Source organism: Arthrobacter sp. RAF14, assembly GCF_052114185.1.
In the GTDB taxonomy this organism is placed as follows: domain Bacteria; phylum Actinomycetota; class Actinomycetes; order Actinomycetales; family Micrococcaceae; genus Arthrobacter_E.
The window spans coordinates 507,658-529,946 of the sequence record NZ_JBFREG010000001.1 but is presented as its reverse complement, the minus strand read 5'-3'; the positions used below and the strand labels follow the sequence as shown (position 1 = coordinate 529,946).

Annotated in this window: 17 protein-coding genes; 5 read left to right on the top strand and 12 right to left on the bottom strand. The window is 68.5% G+C overall.

Annotated elements, in window-relative coordinates; translation table 11 throughout:
- Nucleotides 1–74: 74 nt before the first annotated feature.
- Together AB4Y75_RS02530 and cpaB are read left to right on the top strand one after the other, a co-directional pair.
- The gene (locus AB4Y75_RS02530; protein WP_441434314.1) at nucleotides 75–344 is read left to right on the top strand and encodes an FmdB family zinc ribbon protein; all 270 of its coding nucleotides are present in this window, start codon (nucleotides 75–77) and stop codon (nucleotides 342–344) included.
- Nucleotides 345–474: 130 nt separating this feature from the next.
- Nucleotides 475–1,158, top strand: coding sequence for a Flp pilus assembly protein CpaB (gene cpaB / locus AB4Y75_RS02525; protein WP_441434313.1), 684 nt, complete (start codon nucleotides 475–477; stop codon nucleotides 1,156–1,158).
- Nucleotides 1,159–1,191: 33 nt separating this feature from the next.
- Here the strand turns inward: cpaB and AB4Y75_RS02520 are convergent, their stop codons facing one another.
- The 5 genes from AB4Y75_RS02520 to AB4Y75_RS02500 all read right to left on the bottom strand — a co-directional run bounded on the left by AB4Y75_RS02520 (nucleotide 1,192) and on the right by AB4Y75_RS02500 (nucleotide 8,712).
- On the bottom strand, nucleotides 1,192–1,491 hold the full coding sequence (locus AB4Y75_RS02520) for a hypothetical protein (RefSeq protein WP_441434312.1): 300 nt from the start codon (nucleotides 1,489–1,491) through the stop codon (nucleotides 1,192–1,194).
- A gap of 125 nt (nucleotides 1,492–1,616) precedes the next feature.
- Complete coding sequence (locus AB4Y75_RS02515) at nucleotides 1,617–5,393, bottom strand: AAA family ATPase (protein WP_441434311.1); 3,777 nt, start codon at nucleotides 5,391–5,393, stop codon at nucleotides 1,617–1,619.
- Nucleotides 5,394–5,591: 198 nt separating this feature from the next.
- On the bottom strand, nucleotides 5,592–7,139 hold the full coding sequence (guaA, locus tag AB4Y75_RS02510; protein ID WP_441435244.1) for a glutamine-hydrolyzing GMP synthase: 1,548 nt from the start codon (nucleotides 7,137–7,139) through the stop codon (nucleotides 5,592–5,594).
- Nucleotides 7,140–7,381: 242 nt separating this feature from the next.
- The gene (locus tag AB4Y75_RS02505) at nucleotides 7,382–7,867 is read right to left on the bottom strand and encodes a DUF3817 domain-containing protein (RefSeq protein ID WP_441434310.1); all 486 of its coding nucleotides are present in this window, start codon (nucleotides 7,865–7,867) and stop codon (nucleotides 7,382–7,384) included.
- Nucleotides 7,864–8,712: an SURF1 family protein gene (locus AB4Y75_RS02500; protein WP_441434309.1), complete on the bottom strand. Its 849-nt coding sequence runs from the start codon at nucleotides 8,710–8,712 to the stop codon at nucleotides 7,864–7,866. Before AB4Y75_RS02500 ends, AB4Y75_RS02505 begins: the two co-directional genes overlap by 4 nt.
- A 206-nt stretch (nucleotides 8,713–8,918) precedes the next feature.
- Between AB4Y75_RS02500 and AB4Y75_RS02495 the strand changes: the two genes are divergently transcribed.
- Entirely contained in the window at nucleotides 8,919–10,640 is a 1,722-nt protein-coding gene (locus AB4Y75_RS02495; RefSeq protein WP_441434308.1) for an ABC transporter ATP-binding protein, read from the top strand.
- 55 nt (nucleotides 10,641–10,695) lie between these two features.
- On the top strand, nucleotides 10,696–12,465 hold the full coding sequence (locus tag AB4Y75_RS02490; protein WP_441435243.1) for an ABC transporter ATP-binding protein: 1,770 nt from the start codon (nucleotides 10,696–10,698) through the stop codon (nucleotides 12,463–12,465).
- A 155-nt stretch (nucleotides 12,466–12,620) separates the two neighbouring features.
- Here the strand turns inward: AB4Y75_RS02490 and AB4Y75_RS02485 are convergent, their stop codons facing one another.
- From AB4Y75_RS02485 to AB4Y75_RS02460, 6 genes are all read right to left on the bottom strand, one after another.
- The gene (locus AB4Y75_RS02485; protein ID WP_441434307.1) at nucleotides 12,621–13,109 is read right to left on the bottom strand and encodes a PTS sugar transporter subunit IIA; all 489 of its coding nucleotides are present in this window, start codon (nucleotides 13,107–13,109) and stop codon (nucleotides 12,621–12,623) included.
- An 83-nt stretch (nucleotides 13,110–13,192) separates the two neighbouring features.
- Nucleotides 13,193–14,929, bottom strand: a complete 1,737-nt coding sequence (locus AB4Y75_RS02480; protein WP_441434306.1) for a glycerol-3-phosphate dehydrogenase/oxidase — start codon at nucleotides 14,927–14,929, stop codon at nucleotides 13,193–13,195.
- A 281-nt stretch (nucleotides 14,930–15,210) separates the two neighbouring features.
- Nucleotides 15,211–15,972 (bottom strand): excalibur calcium-binding domain-containing protein, encoded by a 762-nt coding sequence (locus tag AB4Y75_RS02475; RefSeq protein WP_441434305.1) that lies wholly within the window; start codon nucleotides 15,970–15,972, stop codon nucleotides 15,211–15,213.
- Nucleotides 15,973–16,411: 439 nt separating this feature from the next.
- On the bottom strand, nucleotides 16,412–17,542 hold the full coding sequence (locus AB4Y75_RS02470) for a GuaB3 family IMP dehydrogenase-related protein (protein ID WP_066211386.1): 1,131 nt from the start codon (nucleotides 17,540–17,542) through the stop codon (nucleotides 16,412–16,414).
- Nucleotides 17,543–17,587: 45 nt separating this feature from the next.
- On the bottom strand, nucleotides 17,588–18,388 hold the full coding sequence (locus tag AB4Y75_RS02465) for a family 1 encapsulin nanocompartment shell protein (protein WP_441434304.1): 801 nt from the start codon (nucleotides 18,386–18,388) through the stop codon (nucleotides 17,588–17,590).
- Nucleotides 18,389–18,439: 51 nt separating this feature from the next.
- Nucleotides 18,440–19,570, bottom strand: coding sequence for a Dyp-type peroxidase (locus AB4Y75_RS02460; RefSeq protein ID WP_441434303.1), 1,131 nt, complete (start codon nucleotides 19,568–19,570; stop codon nucleotides 18,440–18,442).
- A 414-nt stretch (nucleotides 19,571–19,984) separates the two neighbouring features.
- Between AB4Y75_RS02460 and AB4Y75_RS02455 the strand changes: the two genes are divergently transcribed.
- Nucleotides 19,985–20,632, top strand: a complete 648-nt coding sequence (locus AB4Y75_RS02455) for a hypothetical protein (protein ID WP_441434302.1) — start codon at nucleotides 19,985–19,987, stop codon at nucleotides 20,630–20,632.
- Nucleotides 20,633–20,734: 102 nt separating this feature from the next.
- On the opposite strand, the gene AB4Y75_RS02450 is transcribed toward AB4Y75_RS02455, so the two are convergent.
- Nucleotides 20,735–22,210, bottom strand: a complete 1,476-nt coding sequence (locus AB4Y75_RS02450) for an MFS transporter (protein WP_441434301.1) — start codon at nucleotides 22,208–22,210, stop codon at nucleotides 20,735–20,737.
- Between the last annotated feature and the right edge of the window lie 79 nt (nucleotides 22,211–22,289).

The window sequence follows — 22,289 nt, the reverse complement described above, 5'->3', positions numbered from 1 at the left end:
TGATAGAATTGGCACTCGGAACCTGACAGTGCTAATCCGTATCCGTTCAGGACCCAGAGAACTGAGGAGAATCCGTGCCGACTTATGCGTATGCCTGCAAGGACTGCGGCCACGATTTCGAGGTCGTCCAGTCGTTCAGCGACAACTCCCTGACCACATGCCCCGAGTGCGGCGGCACCCTGCGCAAGAAGTTCAACAGCGTCGGCGTGGTCTTCAAGGGCTCCGGTTTTTACCGGACGGATTCCCGCGGTTCCTCGTCACAGAGCACGGTGCCGGCGGCCTCCTCGTCTTCCACCGCTTCAAGCTCCCCCGCTCCAGCGGCGAGCCCAGCCAGCGGAAACTGATCGGCCCAGCGCCCGCCTCAGAGCATGAGGCCGCCACCACCACGGAGCGAGCCCCGTCCACCGGGCCGGCGCTGTCCACATAAGCGAAGTCATCCCCTCCGGGCCGGACAGCGGTCCCTAGCCTCGGAGTATGAGGAATCCTCCGCTCGGCTCACGCCGCCGTTCCGCTCTACATCGTCTCCATGCCTGGCTCATCCGGCACCGCCGTTTCCTGGCGGCCGTCTTCCTCTCGGCCGCCGTGAGCCTCACGGTCTATCAGCTCACTCCCGAGCCCGCTGAACGTGTCCCTGTGGTCTCCGCCTCCGGTGATCTTCCCGCCGGGGCCACCCTGAGCCGTGACCAGCTCACCATGGTGCAGCTGCCTCCTCAGGCCGTGCCGGCCGGCAGCTATCGTGACCCGGCGCCCGTGCTCGGACGACGGCTGGCCACTCCCCTCCGGCGGGGTCAAGTCCTCAATGAAACCGCGCTCACCGGTCCCGGCCTGCTGACGGGGACGCCCGAGGGAACCACCGCCGTGCCGCTGCGGATGTCCGACCCGTCGTCCCTGAGAATTCTGAGTCCTGGTCAGCTCATCGACGTGGTGCTCACCCCCGACCCTGGTCCGGACATACCGCGCGACCCGGCCGGGCAGCCGTCTCATGTCCTGGCGTCGCGGGTGGCCGTGCTCTGGATCAGCCGAGGAGAGAGCACCGGGTCGTGGCTGGGGAGCGATGACTCGCCCGGTCTCATCGTGGTGGCCGCCGGCCCGGCACAGTCCAGATCGCTCGCCGGAGTACAGCGCCAGGGACGGCTCTCCTTCGTCCTGGTCCGCTGACCGGTCATGAGCACCATGGTGTTGCGTGCCCGGTCAGTCCCAGTGCGGGGGCCGCTGCTCCTTGAGCCATTCATCCCGTTCCGGGTTGCCCGGCGTGCCGCCCCAGGCGACGTCCAGGTCCTCGGCGGCCTTGTCCGGCAGGACCCCCTGCGCGGGTCCCGGCCGCCGTGCGCCGCGGTCCTCAGCAGACAGCGCTTGGTCTCCGGCCGCAGAGGCCTCCGGAGGCGTGCCCTCCGCCGGGCGCTTGCCCTTGGCCGTGGTCACCCCGCCGGACGGCGACGCCGGCGCCTCCATCACCATCGACTGTCCGTCGGCCACCTCGAGCCGCGTCATCTGAACGGTGGCACGGCGTGAAACCCACCGCTTCCGCCCGGGACCGGACGGGTTTGCCGCCGCGTCATCGGAAGAGCCGGGAAGGTCAGGCTGCGGTCCCCGAGCGGAACCGCCAGGGGTATCGCTCACGCCGGTCCGTCGTCGCCCAGGGGCACCTGCTGCATGAAGCCCGTGGCGGTGTTCTCGGCGCCGCCCTGTTCCTCACCGTCCAGGTGGAGGTAGGAGGCGATCCGATCGGCGCAGAACGACGGGTCGGTGAAGACCTCGATGGTCCAGAGGGAGACGTGACGCCACCCCATCCGTTCCAGCAGTTCCGGACGCAGCCGGCTCCGCTCACGGATGGACCGCTTCTGGTATGCGGCAGTGCCGTCGGACTCGATGGCCACCGGGGTGGGGATCTCGGAGTCGTCCTTGCCCATGGTGTGCAGGGGATCGGCCGCGGCCACCACATCGATCGCGCCGTCGTACTGGTGCCAGACCCGCGCGCCCCGGACCCGGAGCCGCTCGGCGAGGTCCACCACCAGGGCGTCCTCCCCCAGGCTCGGGTCGCTCGACGCGGCACGGGAGGCGTGGCTTCCCAGGGAGTAGTTGCCGCCCAGTTCACGGTCCAGCAGATCGTAGAAGTCCGCGGCGCCGTGACTCAGGCGGCTGCGGTCCAGATCTTCGGGCTTGAAGCAGCTGAGGACATGGAGGTGCTGACGTGCACGGGACATCGCCAGAGCGAACTTGGCTCTGCCGTCACGAGCCGACAACGGACCGAAGCTGTGCAGCGCGCGGCCATGGGGCGTCCTGCCGAAGCCGAGGGAGAAGATGATGTGGTCACGTACCAGCCCACGGGCACGTTCCAGATCCACCACCCGGAAGGACTCCGGGCCGGTGCCGTGGAAGAAGTCAGCCAGCAACGGGTGGTTCGGCAGCTGGAGCCTGATGGCTTCGCCGATCCGCGCCGCGTGGTTCAGGGTGCTGGTGACCACCGCGAGGGAACGCCGCGGCCGGGTCCTCGCGTGCTCGAAGACCAACTCCACCACGCGGTTGACCTCGGCCATCACGGATTCCACGGCTTCTTTGCCCTGGACCGGAAGGCCCGTGCCGTCCGGCAGGTACTCCACCACGATCGAACGGTCCAGACCGGTCACCGCATTGCCGTCGGGCAGGCGGTTCAGACGCTCGCCGTAGAAGGAACGGCTCAGCTGAAGGCTCAGGTCCTCGTCCACCGAACGGTAGGCGTTGCGCAGCTCGACGCTGGGCAGCACCTCACTCAGGGCGTCCAGAGCACTGGTGACCGTCTGTGCGGCCTGCTCGCGGTCGTCGGGGCGTTCCACGGCGACCGAGAAGGCACGGGGCGCGCCGATGCTCGCGTCGCCGAAGGCCACCACCTGCGTGCCGCGGGCCAGCGCCGGCAGGGCACTGCGCAACGCGGTCGACTCGGCGTCGACCAGGACCACGGCATCGAAGTGGACCCCGGCGGGCAGGGCCCGGGACAGGGAGTGCGGACTGACGGTCCAGATCGGGACCAGGCTGGACAGCAGCTGAGGCGCCTGAGCCCAGAGCGCGGCCATGCTGACCCGGCCGTCCTTGAGGAGGCTGCGCAGCAGCTCGGCCTGACGGGTCTCCCGTTCCACCAGGTCCCGCCAGCGCTGCGCCAGCGACCAGCGCAGACGCCCGGCGCCGCTGGCGATGTGCGCGCTATCAGCCAGGCGGAACTCGCCCTCCATGGTGCGGAGGCTGTCGCCGTCGGACATGGCCAGGTAATCGTCTCCGCTGATCATGGCTTCGAGGACGGACTGCCACCAGGCGAGGTCCAGTTCCGCGCCGACCGCCTCGGCGGGGACTTCGCGGGCCGCCAGATCATCCAGCAGCTCGTCGAGGCCCTGGCCACGCAGGCTGTCCAGGATCAGAGTGCGCTCGGGAAGGGTTTCCAGCGCTTCGGTGTCACCGCTCAACGACGCAAGACGGGCCTCTAGGGCCGCCAGCGGCATCTCCTGCAGATCGGTGCCGCCCCGGGTGCCCTTGAGCGCCTGGCTCAGGGACAGCAGGTCCTTCTTGACCTCCGAGTAGCGGGTGTCCAGGTCGGCGAGGCCGGAGGGCACCACGGGGTGCCGCTGCGAGGCCGCGTACTTGGACCACTGTTCGCGCTGGACCTGGACCTCTTTGAGGCTTTCGTGGAGATCCAGGATGTGCACGCCCGGACGGACGAACTCCTTGGCGTACTTGCGCAGCTTGGCACGCCCCAGGCTGGTCATCTCGATGCCGCGGTCCCGGCGCCAGGCGGTGGGCGCCGTGGCCGCGATGAAGTCATGGACGTCCCGGTCGAAGATCTCCACGGAGAACCGGCTCAGGCTGTCGCGCATCCCGAGGAACAGCCCCAGCTGCTCACCCCACTCATGGAAGTTCGCACCCAGGTGGAGCTGCGCCTGCTCGGCGAACTCCTCCATGCGGCGGCGCAGTTCCGGGACCGACGTGTTCAGGCGGCTGGCCGTCTCGTGAGCCTCCTGGGCCTCCTTGCGTGTCAGGAGGCGCGCGCCGTGCCATTCGCTCGTGACCGTGGACCGGGTGAAGCTGCCGAGTTCGGCCGCCCGGACCAGCTGCGTCGCCGTGGCTTCGCGGTCCTTGATGCTGTCCAGCACGCTGCGCTTCAGGCGCACGGTGGTGCCAGGCGTCGTGTCTGTGGCGACCGCGCGGGCGAGCGCCTGCATCGCCTGATAGGGAGAGCAGCCCCAGCGCGACCGCACATTGTGCAGCGAGGCCACATGCTCGGCCAGGGAGTGCCGACGGGCCCGCAGGGTGCTGTGCAGCTGCTCCAGCTGGGGCTCCTCGGCCTTCTCATTGCGCACGATCGCCTGAATCAGCTGGGCCTTGAGCTGGGCGGGACTGGCACTCGCGCTCAGGGGCAGCACCAGGGACTCCAGACCCAGGGACCCGAGCCGCTGGTTGAGTTCGGTCAGGGAGGTGCGCCGTTCGCCGATCACCAGGACCGACTTCCCCGCCATCACGAGCTCGCCCAGGGCGTTGACCACCGTCTGGGTCTGGCCGGTGCCGGGAGGCGCGGAGATGACCACGGAGTCGCCGGCACGGATCACGTCCAGGGCCAGCTGCTGCGAGGCGTCGGCGTCGAGCAGCAGGAACTCGTCCGCCGGATCGCGCTCGTCCAGCGGCACGAACTCCTCGGCCGTGATGGGCACCCGTGGTTCCACACTGTCCGGATCCGCGAGGGCGGAGATCAGCTCATGCCGGTCATGGATCCAAGGGTCGTCCAGATCCTGCGGAAGGTCGGCGAAACTGGAGACGAGCAGCTCCGAAAGGATCTCGGAGCCGTGGATCGGCGCGATGACCGTCTCCATGCGCTCCAACACGGGCTGGGGATCGAAACGGGCGGTGCTGTACGCCAGGCGCGCCAGGGCGTTGACGTCGAAGATGATGCCGTGCACTGTTTTCAGATGACGGACAAGGGCGGGGTTGATCCGCGCCTGCTCCATGACCTGGAGTTCGTAGTCGTCCCCGCTGGGGCGCAGGCTCAAGCTGATGGAGGCGAGCAGGACCGGAGCCGTCACGCGCTGCGGCTTGCCACCGACTGCGGAAGTCCAAACGGCGGTGCCTGCGGAGAGATACCCGACGTCGATCCCCCGCTCGTTGCCCATCTCGTAGATCTTGGCGCGGATGCTGCGGGCCGCCCGGGCAGCGCGGGTGTAATCCTGCGGCTCACGGATCAGGGTGGACAGACGGGTCTTCCGCCCGGCCATCAGTTGAGCGAGGCCGGACGGGTGAGCGTGCGCCAGGTCGATGAAGCCATCCGGAGTGCGGGAGAAGCGCAGCAGCGTGTCCGGGCCTGACACCGGCGCGAACGCACCGAGCCAGCGGCTCAGCTCCTCGGAGCGTTCGACGTGTTGTGGGTTCTCCGGCACGGGTTCCTTCTTCTCTGCACTGGCTGCACTGGCGCGTGAGGCTTTGGACCAGATAGGCATACCTTCGAGGGTATCCGCCCCGGAGCGCCACCGGGGCTTGCAACGCCCACGACTTGCCAAAGTCCAGCGGAATTCCGGGGAAAAAGCCGTGACCGGCCCGCGGAAGCGGACCGGTCACGGTTCAACGGCTCGGGGGGATCACTCCCACTCGATGGTTCCCGGCGGCTTGCTGGTCACATCCAGCACCACGCGGTTGACGCCGTCCACCTCGTTGGTGATGCGGTTCGAGATCCGGGCGAGCAGATCGTACGGCAGACGCGACCAGTCGGCCGTCATGGCGTCCTCGCTGGACACCGGACGGAGCACGATCGGGTGGCCGTAGCTGCGGCCGTCGCCCTGGACGCCCACGCTGCGCACATCGGCCAGCAGCACGACCGGCATCTGCCACACCTCGTTGTCCAGACCCGCGGCGGTCAGCTCGGCGCGAGCGATCGCGTCGGCCTTCCGCAGGAGGTCCAGGCGCTCGGCAGTGATCTCACCGACGATGCGGATTCCCAGACCGGGGCCGGGGAACGGCTGGCGCCCGACGATCTCGGCGGGCAGGCCGAGCTGCGCGCCGACGGCACGGACCTCGTCCTTGAACAGCGTGCGCAGCGGCTCCACCAGCTCGAACTGGAGGTCCTCCGGCAGGCCGCCCACATTGTGGTGGCTCTTGATGTTGGCCGTGCCCTCGCCGCCGCCGGACTCGACGACGTCCGGGTACAGGGTGCCCTGAACCAGGAACTTGATGCTTTCGCCGTCGGCTGCCGCCTCAGCGATGATCGCACGCTCGGCCTCTTCGAAGGCGCGGATGAATTCGCGGCCGATGATCTTGCGCTTGGTCTCGGGGTCACTGACCCCGGCCAGGGCGTTCAGGAAGCGTTCCTGCTCATTGGCCACATACAGCTTGGCGCCGGTGGCGGCGACGAAGTCGCGCTCCACCTGCTCAGCCTCGCCCTCACGCAGCAGACCGTGGTTCACGAACACACAGGTCAGCTGGTCGCCCACGGCGCGCTGCACGAGAGCAGCCGCCACAGCCGAATCGACGCCGCCGGAGAGACCGCAGATCACACGGGCCTCGCCCACCTGCTCGCGGATCCGCTCCACCTGGTCCTCGACGATGTTCCCCGTGGTCCAGTTCGCCTCCAGACCGGCGCCCTTGTACAGGAAGTTCTCCAGGATCTTCTGGCCGCTCTCGGAGTGCTTGACCTCCGGGTGCCACTGCACGCCGTAAAGGCACTTCTCCTCATTGGCGAAGGCCGCCACCGGGGCGCCCGCCGTGGTGGCGAGGACCTCGAAGCCGTCCGGGGCGCGGTGCACCGAGTCGCCGTGGCTCATCCACGAACGGTGGTCCGTCACGCCCTCCAGGAGCGAATGAGGCTCACCGACCAAGGTGGTCTCGGTGGAGCCGTACTCGCGCAGGCCGGTCTGGGCGACCTCGCCGCCGAGGGCGCGGGCCATGGCCTGGAAGCCGTAGCAGATGCCGAGGACGGGGACGCCGGCCTCGAAAAGGTCCGCGCCGACGTTCGGGGCACCCTCCGCGTAAACGCTGGACGGGCCTCCGGACAGGATGATGGCGGCGGGGTTCTTGGCCAGGAGTTGCTCGGTGCTGAGGGTGTGCGGAACGATCTCCGAATACACCTTCGCCTCACGCACGCGGCGGGCGATCAGCTGCGCGTACTGTGCACCGTAGTCAACAACCAGCACCGGGCGCTGAGAAGTCTGAGCTGCGGGGGAATTGGTCACCCCTCAAGGATACGGTCCCGCGGCACTCCCCCGCACACCGGGCGGCCTCCGAGTAGCGCGGCTCACAGCCGCAGCCGTCACAACGACGGCGGCCGGCCCGACGTCGTGGGTCATGAACCGGCGCGCGACGACGCCGCACAGGCCCCGCGGCCGAAGTCACCGAGGGGGCCGCCACGCAGCCGTGGCGACCCGGGCGCGAGCGTTCAGTAGCGGCTGGCCGCCTGAGGATTGGCCGCGAGCTCCGCCTCCACCTCGGCATGCGTCTTCTTCTCGACGATGAAGGACAGGAACGGCACCACACCGCCCAGGGCGAGCACCACGAGCTTGCCGAACGGCCAGCGCAGGAGGCTCCACAGACGGAAGTTGGAGATCAGGTACAGCACGTACATCCAGCCGTGCACGATCAGCACGATGATGGACAGGTTGGCCCCGCCCACCACGCCGGACGGGTCCGCGCTCGCCAGGCCGAAGACATGCGGCTGCCCGGTGACGGCGTTCGTGCCGCCCGCGAACAGGAACTGGCCGAAACCGTAACGCAGGATGAGCTCGACGCAGAGCAGCAGCAGGAACGAACCCGTCGCGTAAGCCAGGACCTTGTAGAACTTCAGGGCGGAACGGATCTGCTGCTCCGTCCCTCCGAAACGCCGGGGGCGGGGTGCGGGAGTGCCGGCAGGCTTGGGGTCGATCATTCGCTGCTCCTGTGATCATCGGGGGTGTTCTGGGGGAAGGACTGCCCGCGGGCGTAAAGGGCCGCGTCCTCCTCCGCTTCGAGCTGCCGCTGGTAGTCGTCCTTGACCAGGCGCCACCAGATGAAGAGGGCGAATCCCGCGAAGACCACCCACTCCACGGCGTAGAAGATGTTGAGCCAGTTCACGCCCTGCTCGGGCGGCGCCGCCTTGAGTCGCAGCGGCTTGAGATCCGAGTCGTCCCGGGCGCCGACGTCCTGGCCGCCGCTCTTCTCCTGGCCGGCGCCGACGAAGCCCTGGTAGCTGGAGACGTCCCACACATTGATGAGTTCGGCGACGGAAAGATTGGCATAGCTGCTCTGCGGGAGGTCCTGCGTGACCGTGGGGGCCTCGGAAGGGACGAGGCGGCCGGTCAGGGAGACCTGCCCCTGCGGCGCCCGGGGAGCCTGATCGGCCGAGGAGATCCAGCCCCGGGCCACCGGGATCCAGGTGGTCTCGGTGGCCTTCGCCCCGGCCAGTCGCGGAGCGCCGTCGACGGCGAAAGCCGTGACCACCCAGTAGCCGCTCCGGCCGTCCAGGAGTCTGTCCTTGACCAGGACCTGTCGCGAGGGATCGTAGTGCCCGTTCAGAGTGACCATCTGGTCTGCGACCGACGAAGGGAAGAAACTCCCCGGCTTGAGCACCTCACTCAGGGGCCGGGGCGACTCCAGAGCGCTGTCCGGGGCCTTCTCCTGCTCGGTCGAGCGTCCGAACTGCCACTGGCTGAGAAGCACGAAGACCGTGGACACCAGCAGCGCAAAGAGCAATCCGGCGATCCAACGCGGCTTAAGGGCAGTTTTCAGCACCATTCCACCGTACTGGCTGAACCTCGGAATTCCCCAAAAACGGCCGCCCGTCCACCCGGCCCGCCAAGGGCCTCCTGAGCGCCCTGCACCCGCCCGGCCCCCGTAACAGAATCGCCTTCCACCAGCCAGAACGCCTTATTCCAGAATTTCCCGAAAGAAATCTTTCATATGAACTTCCCTGTGACTCAGGCCTCATTTAGGCTGGCGCTGTGCGAGAGTACCCCTATCCCCGTCCTGACGAGCCTTTCGGTCTCTCTCCCAGCCGATTCCTGCTCTGGCTGGGCCGCCTTCAGCTGCCCACTTTGATCGGCGGATTCTGCTTCGGCATCGTCTGGATGTTGTCACAGGCCTTCGCGCCCTTTGTTATCGGCAAGGCCCTCGACCTCGGCGTGGTCGCCCAGGATTTCGGGGCTCTGCTGTTCTGGACCGCGATCTTCCTGGGCCTCGCGGCCATCCAGGCGGCCACCACCACCATCCGTCACCGCCTTGCGGTGAGCAATTGGCTCCAGGCCGCCCTGACCACCAAGGAACTCATCGGGGTGAAGGTCTCCCGGGGCGGTGAGTCGGTGGGGCGCGCCGTTCCGACCGGCGAAATCGTGACGGTCGCGTCCAATGACGCGCCGCGCATCGGCCAGCTCTTCGACGTGACAGCCCGCTTGTCCGGCTCGATCATCTCCTATCTGGTGGTCTCCGCCCTCGTGGCGGGCATCCACCTGCCTCTGGGCATCGCGGTGCTCATCGGCGTGCCCGCACTCGGCGCGCTCCTGGTCTTCGTGGTGAAGCCGTTCCAGAAGCGGCAGCAGGCCCAGCGCGAGGCGACCGGCAAGATGACCTCCGTGGGAGCGGACACGGTGGCCGGTCTGCGGGTGCTCCGCGGCATCGGCGGAGAGCGCATCTTCGTCAACCGGTACCGCGAGCGCTCCCAGCACGCGCGCCAGCAGGGCATCGAGGTGGCGAAGTCGGTGGCGACCCTGGAAGCCTCGCAGCTGCTCATCGGTGGCGCCTTCAGTGTGTTCTTCACGTTCACGGGTGCGGCACTCGCGCTGGACGGCACGATCACCCCGGGACAGCTCATGTCCCTGTACGGCTTCTCGGTGTTCCTGGTCGCCCCGATCCGGACCGGCTCGGAGGCCCTCAACGTCGGCATCCGCGGCGTGGTGGGCGCGCGCAAGGTCAGCAAGCTTCTCGGAGCGAAGCCTCTCGTAAGCGACGGCGGCAAGGCCGCGCCGCCGTCGTCGGCAGCGTTGCAGGACGGCGAGAGCGGCGTGACGGTCCCGCCGCAGGGGCTCACGGCGCTGGTCTGTTCGGATCCGGGCCGTTCGGCGGCCGTGGCCAAGCGGCTCGGCCGGTTCGAGGACGCCGCCTCGCGCGATGTCCTGTGGGGAGGCCTCCCTCTGGAGGCCTATCCCCTGGATGACATCCGCCGGACGATCGTGTTCAGTCAGGCCGAGGCTCAGTTGTTCACCGGCAGCCTGCGCAGTTCCCTCGATCCCCAGGGGCGGCACAGTGACCAGCGCATCCTGGACGCTCTGGAGCAGGCCGCCGGACTGGACATCCTGGAGGCCCTGGAGGAGGGGCTGGACCACGAGGTGGATGAGAAGGGCCGCAGCTTCTCCGGTGGCCAGCGACAGCGTCTCTCCCTCGCCCGGGCACTGCTGAGCGATCCTGAATTCCTCCTGCTGGTCGAGCCCACCAGCGCGGTGGACGCCCACACCGAGGCCCGGGTCGCAGAGGGGCTCGCCGAGGCCCGGAGTTCGCAGAGCGGGCACGGCGGCGCCGCCACCCTGGTCACCACCGCGAGTCCGCTGCTGCTGCACGCGATGGACCGCGTCATCTTCCTTCCCGAAACAGGCGAACCGCTCACCGGCACGCATGCCGAACTGCTGGAGAGCTGTCCCGAGTACCGAATGGTCGTGATTCGCAGTGAGTAACACGGCGGAGTCGTTCGAGGAACCTCTGCTGGAGGAGAACGAAGCGCGCCAGAGCCTGCCCGAGGCCGCCGCCGCCCTCCCCAACCCCGGCAACCGCCTGCCCATCGCGGCCTCCGCGCAGGTGCGGGCGGAGGCGTGGCGTCTGCTCCGCCGGAATCAGCGGGGCCTGGTCGGCGTGATGGTCTTCTACGCGGCGGCCGCCATCATGGGCCTGGTGGGGCCGTTCATCATCGGCCGGCTGGTCGACACCGTCACGACGGGGACCACCATGTCCACGGTGACGGCCCTGAGCCTGGCGCTCCTCGGCTCGGTGGTGGCTCAGGCGCTCCTGCAACGCCTGGCGTCCTACCGTTCGATGGTGCTGGGTGAGAAGGTGTTCGCCGACCTCCGGGAGGAGTTCATGGGGGACGTCACCTCACTCCCCCTGTCCACGGTCGAACGTGCCGGCACCGGTGATCTGCTCTCCCGCACCACCAACGACGTCGAAGCGCTCTCCCATGCGGTGCGTTTCGGTGTGCCGCGACTCCTGGTTGCCGTGGTCACCGTGACGCTCACGCTCGCCGCGGCGCTCGTGGTGTCCCCGCTGCTGGGGCTCGGCCTGCTGGTCAGTGCACCGTTCATCATCCCGGTCACCCGCTGGTACCTCAAGCGTTCCGGCCCCGGTTACCAGCGCGAGCACGCGGCGTACGGAACCATCGACGGGACCATCTCCGAGGCTGCCGACGGCGCTCTCACGGTGGACGCCCTCAGCCTCGGCCCACAGCGCATCCACCGCACCCGCACCGCCATCCGGGAGGCGTTCGAGGCGGAGAAGTACACGTTGTGGCTCCGCTCGATGCTGTTCCCGGTGACTGAGCTCGCGCTGTGGCTCCCGGCCGTGCTAGTGGTCCTTTGGGGCGGCTGGCTGGTCTCCGTGGGCGCCGTGTCCGCCGGGTCCGTGGCCGCCGTCGCCCTGTACGCCGTGGCTCTCGTGGAGCCGGTGAACACCCTGATCATGTGGCTGGACGAATTGCAGTTCGGCGCGGCGTCCCTGGCGAGGATCGTGGGTGTCAAGGAGGTCCCAGCGGACCGTGAGGTGAGTGGTGAGACGCCTGACGGCAGCCGGATCTCCGTGCGCGGCGCCACCTTCGCCTACCGGGCCGGGCGCAACGTCCTGCACGGTGTGGACCTGGAACTCGTGCCGGGTGAGCGGCTCGCCATGGTGGGTCCTTCCGGGGCCGGCAAGTCGACACTGGGCCGCCTGATCGCGGGGATCAACCCGCCGTCGTCCGGCGCCGTGACGGTCGGCGGGGTGCCGTTGGTGGATCTGCCCGTGGAAGAGCTGCGCCGTGAAGTGGCATTGGTGACCCAGGAGCATCACGTGTTCGTGGGAACCCTCGCGGACAATCTGCGTCTGGGCAAGGAGGAGGCGAGCGATGAGGAACTGCTGGCCGCTCTGGACGACGTGGGCGCGGCCTCTTGGTTCACAGCGCTGAAGGACGGCCTGGAGACCGAGCTGGGCTCCGGCGGCCACGCGCTGACGCCTTCGCAGGCACAAGAACTGGCCCTGGCACGTCTGGTCCTCGCCGATCCCCACACGCTCGTGCTCGATGAGGCGACCAGCCTCATCGATCCCCAGGCCGCCCGCAGCGTGGAGCGCTCGCTGGGCGCGGTGCTGAGTGGCCGGACCGTGGTGGCGATCGCCCACCGCCTGCACACGGCCCACGACGCGGACCGCGTGGCCGTGGTGGAGGACGGACGGATCACCGAGCTGGGCAGCCATGACGAGCTGCTCGCGCTTGACGGGTCCTATGCGGCCCTGTGGCGGTCCTGGCGCAGCGAATGACAGATCTCCCCGGTTAAACGGTCATTCCCCGACGCTGGAGCGTCGGGGAATGACCGTTTAACCGGGGAGATTGCGGCGCCAGCAGCTCGGCTGGTGCAGCCCAAGGGTCAGTGGCCACTGCTCTGCCGGCGCTGGTCAGTGGTTGAAGAAGCCGGTCAGTGGTCGAAGAACACGAGCGAGGTGTTGATCAGTTCGGCGATGACCTCGGGATCATGTGCCCGGCGCAGCGACTCCCGATAGCTCTCCTTGGAGAGCGAGCGTGCCAGGGTCGCGAGCACTTCCAGGTGTTCCGAGAATGATTGGGCCGGGGTGGCGATGAGCAGAATGAGATTGGCAGGTCCATCGGCCGCACCGAAATCGAGCGAGTGACCGTACTTGGTCACGCCGACGGCGATCGACGGCTGCGTGACGTACTCGCTGCGGGCGTGAGGCAGCCCGATGCCGCCCGGCAGGCCGGTCGCCAGCTGGTGCTCGCGGGCATTGACGCTGGCCAGGAACCCTTCCAGATTGGAAACCCGGCCGGAGGCGAAGAGCCGCTGAGCAAGCTGGGCTGCGGCGTCCTCCCGGTCCGTGGCTTCCATTTCCAGGATGACCATGCTGGGCAGGGTGAGCTCAGCGTCATAGCGGTTCAGATCCTCGGCCACAGGGCGTCCTTTCAGTCAACGTTCAATCGTGGTGCGCCCGCATCGCTGCGGGTCACCACTGGACGACGCCCCAGGCGCCGTCCTCAGCGGAGCGGGATGATGTCATCCACCCCGATCCGTGCCGCATCGGCCGACTCGTCGTCCGGCTGCTCCTGCGACAGTCGTTCGGCCTCCACCCGGGCCAGATAGTGCTTGATCTCGCTCTCCTCCTGGACGGGGCTCCAGCCGAGCACCTCGCCCATGAGACGCGCCACGACCGGCACCGCGGAGACTCCGCGGTCCCAGGATTCGATGGAGATCCGGGTCCGGCGGGTGAGGACATCATGCACATGACGGGCACCTTCGTGGGTAGTCGCAAAGACCACTTCCGCGCCCAGATAATCATCCGCTCCCGGCAACGGTTCCGCCAACTCGGGGCGCTCACGGATCAGATCCAGGAGCTCCTGGGTCTCGGAGCCGTAGCGGTTCAGCAGATGCTCCACCCGTGCCACGTGCACGCCGGCTTCGTCCGCGCTCCGGTGCCTGCGGTTCCAGGCGGCCTTGTAGCCCTCGGCGCCGAGCAGCGGGATGCCTTCCGTGCAGCTGGGGGCCACCCGGTCATCGAGACCACGCACGGCCTCGTCCACGGCGTCCTTGGCCATGACGCGATAGGTGGTCAGCTTGCCGCCGGCCACCACCACGAGGCCGGGGACCGGATGCGCCACCACGTGCTCACGGGAGAGCTTCGCCGTCGAGTCGTTCTCACCGGCCAGCAGCGGACGGAGACCTGCGTAGACCCCCTCCACGTCCTCCCGGGTCAGCGGCCGCTTGAGCACCTTGTTGACGTGTTCCAGCACGTAATCGATGTCCTTGCTGGACGCCGCCGGGTGGGCCTTGTCCAGTTTCCAGTCCGTGTCCGTGGTGCCGATGATCCAGTGCCGGCCCCAGGGGATGACGAACAGGACGCTCTTCTCGGTGCGGAGGATCAGACCTACCGTCGACTGGAAGCGATCGCGCGGGACCACCAGGTGGATGCCCTTGGAGGCCCGCACCTTGAGCTGTCCGCGGTCGGTGACCAGGGCCTGCGTCTCGTCCGTCCAGACGCCGGTGGCGTTCACCACCTGGCGCGCGGCGACGTCGAACGTGCTGCCGTCCTCCATGTTCTCCAGGCGTGCGCCCACCACGCGTTCGCCTTCGCGGAGGAACTCCACCACCTTCATGCGGTTCACCGCGTGGGCACCGTAGCTCGCGGCCGTGCGGACGATGTTCACCACCAGGCGGGCGTCATCGACCTGAGCGTCGTAGTAGCGGATGGAGCCGACCATGGCGTCGTCCTTGAGGCTCGGAGCCGCCTTGAGCGTGCCACGCCGCGTGAGGTGCTTGTGCATGGGGACACCACGGGCGTTGCCACTGGTCATGCCGAGCGTGTCATACAGGAGGATGCCTGCGCCGACGTACGGACGCTCGACGAACCTCTTCGACAGCGGGTACAGGAACGGCACGGGACGGACCAAGTGCGGGGCGATCCGCTGGATGAGCAGACCACGCTCCTGCAGCGCCTCGGTGACCAGCGCGAAGTCCAGCATTTCGAGGTAGCGGAGACCACCGTGGATGAGCTTGGAGGAGCGGGAGCTGGTGCCCGAGGCCCAGTCGCGCTGCTCCACGATGCCCACCTTGAGCCCTCGCGTCACGGCGTCGAGGGCGGCTCCGGCGCCGACCACACCACCGCCCACGATCAGGATGTCGAGTTCCTGACCCGGCTCCGTGGTCTTCTTGAGCGCCTCGATGGACAGCTCGCGCTGTTCCGGACCGAGGACCTTGCTGCTGGCATTCTGGCTCATGGAAGCCTCCCGATATGCGTGGCTAAGACTTGGTTCCACCCTAGTCTTTCGGCGGCTCCTTGGGCAGGGGCGAATCAGGTTTGTGGACGACGGTGGTCACCACCGCTCCTCAGCTCGTGATTCCGTCGCTGCAAACCGTCGTTCGGGTGCTGAGTTCGCTACGTCCGATAGCGAACTCACGCCCTCCGCAGCGAACTCAACGGAAGCACCGGGAACCGACCTGACGACGACGGCGCGGCCCTCCGGAGAGAGGCCGCGCCGTCGTCGGCCGGGAAAGTGCGCTATTCGCAGCCGACGCCGTCGCCGTCCCGGTCCAGCTTCGGGCTGTAGCCCGGCTGGCCGATGCGAATCGGGGCCGCTCCCGCAGCCCTGACCGCCGCGCAGTTCGCGTAGTAGACGGAGCCCGGGTCCGCCGGGGCCGGATTGTTCTGCGGGACCTCCGGTACGAAACGGCGGGGCGTCTGCTCCGCCGGGGCCTGAGCCTTCTGTGCTTCCGCTGCGGCCTGCCGGGCCGCCTCCGCAGCGGCCTTCTCCAGCTCTGCGGCGGCAGCCTTCTGACGTGCCGCTTCCTGAGCCTTCTTGCGCGCCACCTCGGCCACGGCCTTCGCCTTCGCGATCTCGGCCTGCGTTTGACGGACCTGGGCCGCGGTCATCCACAGGGCCTTGCCGGCTTTGTCCTTGAAACACAGCAGCGCGGGTTCCACGGCGAGGTACTTCTCGCCGGCCTTCTTGCAGCCCTCGCCGGAGCGGTACAGCGCGACCGTGACGGTCTCCGTCGCCGTCGGGCAAGCCACGGCCGGGGCCGATCCGGTGCTCGACGCCGACGGCTCGACGCCCGCGGTCTCGGTCACCGTGACCGTGGGCTCGGGACTAGGGCAGGCGACCGTGGGCGCCGTCGTGGTCGGCGATGCTCCGCCCGTCTTGACGACCACACTGGAACACCCCGTCAGGAACACCGCTGCTCCGATGATGAGAGCGGCGACACGGGTCGACCCCGCGGAACTACGGAATGCCCGGTGATTCCGTGCGTGAAAAAACGTCATGACTCGATCCCCCAAGGAACGTGCGATATCTGAGGAAAGTACTCCCCCAAAGTAACCATGTGGAAATCCTCGCGGTCACGATTCCGTCATGAACGACGGTGAACCGGTTTGGCTCCGTCGCTCGTCCCCGGCGCCGTCAGCGGGTATTCGGTTCCGCCCCAGGACGGTGTCGGCGAGATCCATCATGTGATGGTCGTGCAGGCGGGGAAGGAGATCCGCGCCGCGTGCGAAATCCTCGAAGAGATCCCGGTCCGCAGACTGGTGGCGCGCAGCTGGGGGCAGAGCGGACCCGAGGAGCGCTCCGAACTCCGGCTGGAGCACCACCTCGATAGCGGACTCAGCGCACGCCGGCTGAAGCGGCGCTGCCGAAACGACGACGGCGCGGCCCCCACTCGGGAGGCCGCGCCGTCGTCGTGCGTGTCAGCGGGTGCGGGACGGCTCAGTGCCGCGGGCGCACCACGACGTCCACGCGCTGGAACTCCTTGAGGTCCGAGTAGCCCGTGGTCGCCATCGACCGGCGCAGCGCGCCGATCAGGTTGGACGTGCCGTCGGTGTGGTGGCCCGGCCCGAAGAGGACCTCCTCCATCGGTCCGACGGTGCCCATCTGGACGCGGTCGCCGCGCGGGATCTCCGGGTGGTGCGCCTCGGCGCCCCAGTGCCAGCCCTTGCCCGGGGCTTCCTCGGCGCGTGCCAGAGCGGAACCCAGCATCACGGCGTCGGCGCCCATGGCGATGGCCTTCACGATGTCCCCCGAGGTGCCCATGCCGCCGTCGGCGATCACGTGCACGTAGCGCCCGCCGGACTCGTCCAGGTAGTCGCGGCGCGCGGCGGCGACGTCCGAGATGGCCGAGGCCAGCGGGGAGTGGATGCCGAGGGCGCGGCGCGTCGTGGTGGTGGCGCCGCCACCGAAGCCCACGAGGACGCCGGCCGCACCGGTGCGCATGAGGTGCAGCGCCGGGGTGTACCCGGCGGCGCCGCCCACGATCACGGGGACGTCGAGTTCATAGATGAACTGCTTGAGGTTGAGCGGCTCCGTGGTCTTGGAGACGTGCTCGGCGGAGACGGTGGTGCCGCGGATCACGAAGATGTCGACGCCGGCGGCCACGACCGTCTTGTAGAACTCCTGCGTGCGCTGCGGCGTGAGGGAACCCGCCACCGTGACGCCGGCGGCGCGGATCTCCGCAAGACGCTGGGTGATGAGTTCGGCCTGGATGGGCGCCTGGTAGATCTCCTGAAGAGTCCGGGTCACCAGCTCACTCGGGGACTCCTGTTGCAGCTCGGCGATGCGGTCCAACTGAGCCTGCGGATCCTCGAAGCGGGTCCAGAGGCCCTCCAGGTCCAGCACGCCGAGGCCACCGAGCTCACCGAGACGGATGGCCGTGGTCGGGGACATGACCGAGTCCATGGGGGCGGCGATCACCGGCATGTCGAACTTGTAGGCGTCGATCTGCCAGGACACGCTCACGTCCTGCGGGTCACGGGTCCGGCGGTTGGGGATGATCGCGATGTCATCGAGTCCATACGCACGGCGTCCGCGCTTCCCACGGCCAATCTCAATCTCGTAAGTCACGGGTTCAACTCTATCGTGAAGCGGGTTCCTGACGGATTGCGTCGCTCAGGCGAGGACGATCGCGGCCTCAGGAGTCGCGACACGGAAGCTGAAGGTCTCCTGGAGGTACAGCTCCACGCTCCCGGCGGAGTGGTCCGCATAGCCGACCGCCAGATCCTCGCCGCTCTCCAGGATGAAGTCCCCGCCCCGCAGGCTCAGCACCACGGAGGAGTTGATGCCCGGGGTCCACTGGACGGGGCCTTCCAGGATGCGCTGCAGGTGGGTGAGGAGCGGCGAACCGCCCATGTCGTTGCCGCCGGTCGCATTCACCCAGGCGTCGTAGCCGAGGGCGAGGCCGTAGGGGCCTCCGATCCCGGAGTTCTTGAGCGCGGCCACCGCCGCGGCGACATGGACCGCCAGGCGGCGGGGGTCATCGCCGGTCTGGATCGGGGTGTGCGGCGAAGCCGCCGCGATGCCCGTCATGCCGAGTTCGTCCCAGCCGTCGAAGACAGCGGAGTTCTCCACTTCGGCGATCTTGCGGGCCGCGGCGTCCAGGGTCGCGAAGTCCACGTCGACTGCTCCGCGGGTGGCGGCGTCGAGCTCTTCCCGGGACATCGAGAACGAGGCGCGGACCTCGGCCAGCGGCAGGACCTTCCGCGGACGGGCGATCACTCCCTCGGCCGGAGCCGACACCACGGGACCCACTCGACCGGTCGAGGTCGCGGAGTGCTGCCAGCCCAGCGGACCGGCGAAGTCGACCAGACGCCGGGCGCCCAGGGCCGCGGACAGCCGCGTCTTCGCCTCGTCATCGATCATCGCCCAGGTGTCGCGGGTGATCGGAGCGTGTTCGCGCAGCAGGTGGTTCATGGCTGGTCCTTTCGACGGGCGTGCTCAGGCAAGAGGTTCAGGGCAGGACGGTCAGGGTGTGGGGACGTTCTTCAGCGATCCGATCCCCAGGGAACCGGCGGCCTGCACGGGTGCGGCGTCCTGCACACTCGCCGGGTGCCCGACGACGGCGGGTTCAGCCTCCGTGGGGACGTTCTCCTCGGCGGGCGGAGCCGCGGACGCCGCAGCAGCCGCGGTGTCATCGAGGGCAGCCAGCATGTCACCGGTGGGGACGAAGAAGGTGGTGCCGGTCTCCGCCGTCGAAAAGTCCAGCAGCCGGTCATGCAGACCGGGCGGGTCGCCGATGAACATGCGCTCGAGCATCCTCTCGATCACCCAGAGGTGCCGGGAGTACCCGATGAAGTAGGTGCCGAACGCGCCGGAGCCGGGGGTGCCGAACGGCATGTTGTCCCGGACGATGTCATGCTCGCCGTTCTCATCGGTGATGGTGGCGAGGGTCTTATGGGACTTCTGGCCGTGCACGGCGTCGTCCAGTTCGACGTTGTCGGCCTTGGTCCGGCCGATGATCGCTTCCTGCTGTTCCGTAGTGAGTCGCTGCCAGGCGCTGATCGGGTGGAGATACTTCTGGACCACCACATAGCTGCCGCCGGCGAAATCCGGGTCCTCCTCCCCCACGAGCGCGGACTCGGGAAGGTCCGGCCCTACGGGGTTGGCGGTGCCGTCGATGAAACCGAGCAGGTCACGGGCGTCGAAGTACCGGAACCCCGACACCTCGTCCACCGTGCTGACCGAGGTTCCGAGGGCGGCGAGCAGCAGCCGCTCCAGCTCGAAGCAGAGATCCTGGCGGTCGGACCGGATATGGAAGAGCAGATCACCCGGCGTGGAGACTGCGGTGTGGGTGCTGCCCACGATCTCCCGGAACGGCTGGAGCTCCGCGGGCTTGCCCAGTCCGGACAGCGGTTCCCAGATACGGTCCCCGACTCCTACCGTGCAGGACAGGCGTCCGTTCAGATCACGGAATCCCACGGTCTTGACCAGCCCGTCCAGATCCGAGAGGACATCCCGGACGGTGTCGAGCGCTCCGGGCTCGTCCGCGACGGACAGCACCAGGAAGATGGCGGAGCGGGTCAGGGGGCCGGACACGTTCTGGGTGATGGACCCGGCGGTGTAGCCGCCTCCCGGGGGCAGGCTGTGCGCCGTCACCGGCGTGCCTCGCCCCGCCGGATGCCCGTCCGGTCAGTCGTTGCGGAGAGGGGTTCGGCAGCCGTGATCCACACCGTGAGTGACATGCCCTCACACTAACAGCGTGCCTGGTCGGGACGGCACTGTTCTCGTCGGCGTCGAACGATTCATGTCACGTTCGAAGCCATCGCCGCACACCCGGGCGCAGGCGGGCGTCGGGAGCGAACGGCGCCCGGCGCTGTGGACCCGACCCCACGGATGGGCGGCTCATTCCTAGACTGAACGGAGACGCACTCAGGACAAGGTGAAGATGACCATGCAGACCGAAGTGACCCGCCCACACCCCGCTTCCGGGGACGAACCCGTCGCCGGACACCAGCCCTTGGCCGTGTCCGCTCGGACCTGCGCCGCGAACGTTCCGGGATCCGGCGCCTGATGGCCGCCGTTCACCCCGCCCCGCTTCCGCAGCCCTCCCATCCACTGGACCACTGGCTGGATCCGGAGCTCGCCCGGGTCAGCCCGCCGAACGCCCCGTCCCGTCTCCGGCAGCTGGCCGACACCCAGGGAACTCTGGCCGCGGCCTGGAGCAGTGCGATCGGCATGGGGCCCGTCCTCGTCCTCGCCGGCGCGTTCATCACGGTCATGACGGGCGCCGCGGCCGCCGTGCTGGTGCTCGGCCTCCTGGGCTTCGTCCTGCTGGGCCTGGGGCTCGCCTTCGGCCGGCGGGTCCGTTCGACGCTGCCTGACACGTCGCGAACCCTGATCTCCCGGGGCCCGGGATCCGCCCGCGGAGGCCTCCTGATGGCTGGATTCCTGGCCCTTGTTCTGGGCGGGATCCTCGTCGCGATGGCACCGGGGATCGCGTCACGTGGCGCCACCACCGCGGCGGGACTGGCAGGCGCCTACGTCCTGTTCGTGCTGCTCCTCGTCGCCGGCATCGTGGTCCCCTCGACGGTCATGGGCCGTGCACGGGAATCCTTCCGGAAGCGGGCCACCGCCAACCCGGAACTCCGCTCCCTGCTGGAACAGGACCTGATCACGTGGCGTGACCCAGTGGGCAACGCGAGCTACGGCCCCCTCTGAGCGGCACCTCCCCGGGCCACCCCCGACGCGAAGTCACAGTTGGTGCCCCCAAACCTCGGATTTGGGGGCACCAACTGTGACTTCGCGTGGCTCGCGGGTGGATCAGACGCGTGACCGCCGGCGCTGCGGGGCCAAGGCGATGGCGAGACCCACCACCGCGATCACCATGCTGAGCACGAGTCCCGGGCGGAACTGGGCGAGCATGGCTGCGGCGTCGTGGGTGGGAGACCCGCCGTGCGAGCCCGAGGTGACGATCGCCGTCGTCACGGCGAGCACGAGTGCCGCACCCACCTGGGTGCTCGACTGGATGAGACCGGCGGCGAGGCCCTGCTCGTCGTCGTGGATGCCCGACGTCGCCTGCACGTTGATGGCCGGGAAGCCGAGCGCGAAACCGATGCCCAGCAGCAGGACCGAGGGCAGGACGTCCACCACGTAGTTGATGTCCGGGCCGATGCGCAGGAACCAGGCGTACCCGGCTGTCAGCGCCGTCAAACCCACCACGATCAGCCGCGTGGCTCCGAAGCGGTCGATCAGCTTGTCCGCGAACGGCGCGCTGCTGACCACCAGCAGCCCGGCGGGCAGCAAGGCCAGTGCCATCGACAGCGGTGCCCAGCCGAGAACTGACTGCAGGAACAGCGTGACGATGAACTGGAAGCTCAGGTAGGAGCCGAAGAGCGCGACGGCGGCGAGGTTGGCACGTGCCACCCAGCCCTCCCTGAGGATGCCGAAGCGGATGAGGGGGTGCCGCGTGCGGGTCTCGATGAGTCCGAACAGCGCCAGGATCACGGCGGAGAGGACGAAACCACCGATGGTGAACGGCGAGGTCCAGCCGGAATCGGGCGCCTGGACCACGGTGAACACGAGGCCGAGCATGCCGACGGCCAGCGTGAGGGCGCCCCAGATGTCGTGTCCGCCTTCGGCCGCAGGACGGTCACGCGGGATGAACCGCAGGGCCATGAGCAGAACCACCGCTGCGACCGGGACAGAGACCAGGAAAGTCCAGCGCCAGCTCAGTTCGGTCATGAAGCCGCCCACCACGAGGCCCAGCGAGTAACCGCTCGCGCCGAAGGTGGCGTAGATGGAGATCGCCTTGTTGCGGGCGGGACCTTCCACGAAGTTGGTGGTGATGATGGAGAACCCGGCCGGGGCGGTGAACGCGGCGGCCAGTCCCTTGATGAACCGGGTGGCGATCAGCAGCGTGGGATCGCTGACCAGTCCGCCCAGCAAGGAAGCCAGGGCGAAGACGCTCAGGGCCACCAGGAACACCCGGCGCCGGCCGAGCAGATCGGCCATGCGACCGCCGAGCAGCAGCAGGGCTCCATAGCCGAGGACGTATGCCGAGACGATCCACTGGAGGGCGCCCGTGCCGAGGCCGAGTTCCTGGCCGATGGACGGAAGGGCGACGCCCACCATGGAGACATCCAGGCCGTCGAGAGCCAGGACGATGCAAAGGGTCACGAGGAGCAGCCAGGTGCGGCGGCTCCAGAGAAGGTCGGAGACGGCCAGGCCGGGCGCCGGGGAGGTCCGGGGGCCGGCCCCTGTCACGGGGGCTGCGGTCAGTGTGCTTCCTGAATCCATGGCAACAACTTATATGACGCATCATCGAATGACAAGGAAAATGTTTCCATGGAAAAATATTCCGTCATGGACTAAAATG

Bases quoted from the DNA above. Each gene is read 5' to 3' on its own strand.
- cpaB (WP_441434313.1), top strand. From the start codon at position 475: ATGAGGAATCCTCCGCTCGGCTCACGCCGCCGTTCCGCTCTACATCGT.
- AB4Y75_RS02520 (WP_441434312.1), bottom strand. From the start codon at position 1,491: ATGACGCGGCTCGAGGTGGCCGACGGACAGTCGATGGTGATGGAGGCG.
- AB4Y75_RS02505 (WP_441434310.1), bottom strand. From the start codon at position 7,867: ATGATCGACCCCAAGCCTGCCGGCACTCCCGCACCCCGCCCCCGGCGT.
- AB4Y75_RS02500 (WP_441434309.1), bottom strand. From the start codon at position 8,712: ATGGTGCTGAAAACTGCCCTTAAGCCGCGTTGGATCGCCGGATTGCTC.
- AB4Y75_RS02480 (WP_441434306.1), bottom strand. From the start codon at position 14,929: ATGAGCCAGAATGCCAGCAGCAAGGTCCTCGGTCCGGAACAGCGCGAG.
- AB4Y75_RS02475 (WP_441434305.1), bottom strand. From the start codon at position 15,972: ATGACGTTTTTTCACGCACGGAATCACCGGGCATTCCGTAGTTCCGCG.
- AB4Y75_RS02465 (WP_441434304.1), bottom strand. From the start codon at position 18,388: ATGAACCACCTGCTGCGCGAACACGCTCCGATCACCCGCGACACCTGG.
- AB4Y75_RS02455 (WP_441434302.1), top strand. From the start codon at position 19,985: ATGGCCGCCGTTCACCCCGCCCCGCTTCCGCAGCCCTCCCATCCACTG.
- AB4Y75_RS02450 (WP_441434301.1), bottom strand. From the start codon at position 22,210: ATGGATTCAGGAAGCACACTGACCGCAGCCCCCGTGACAGGGGCCGGC.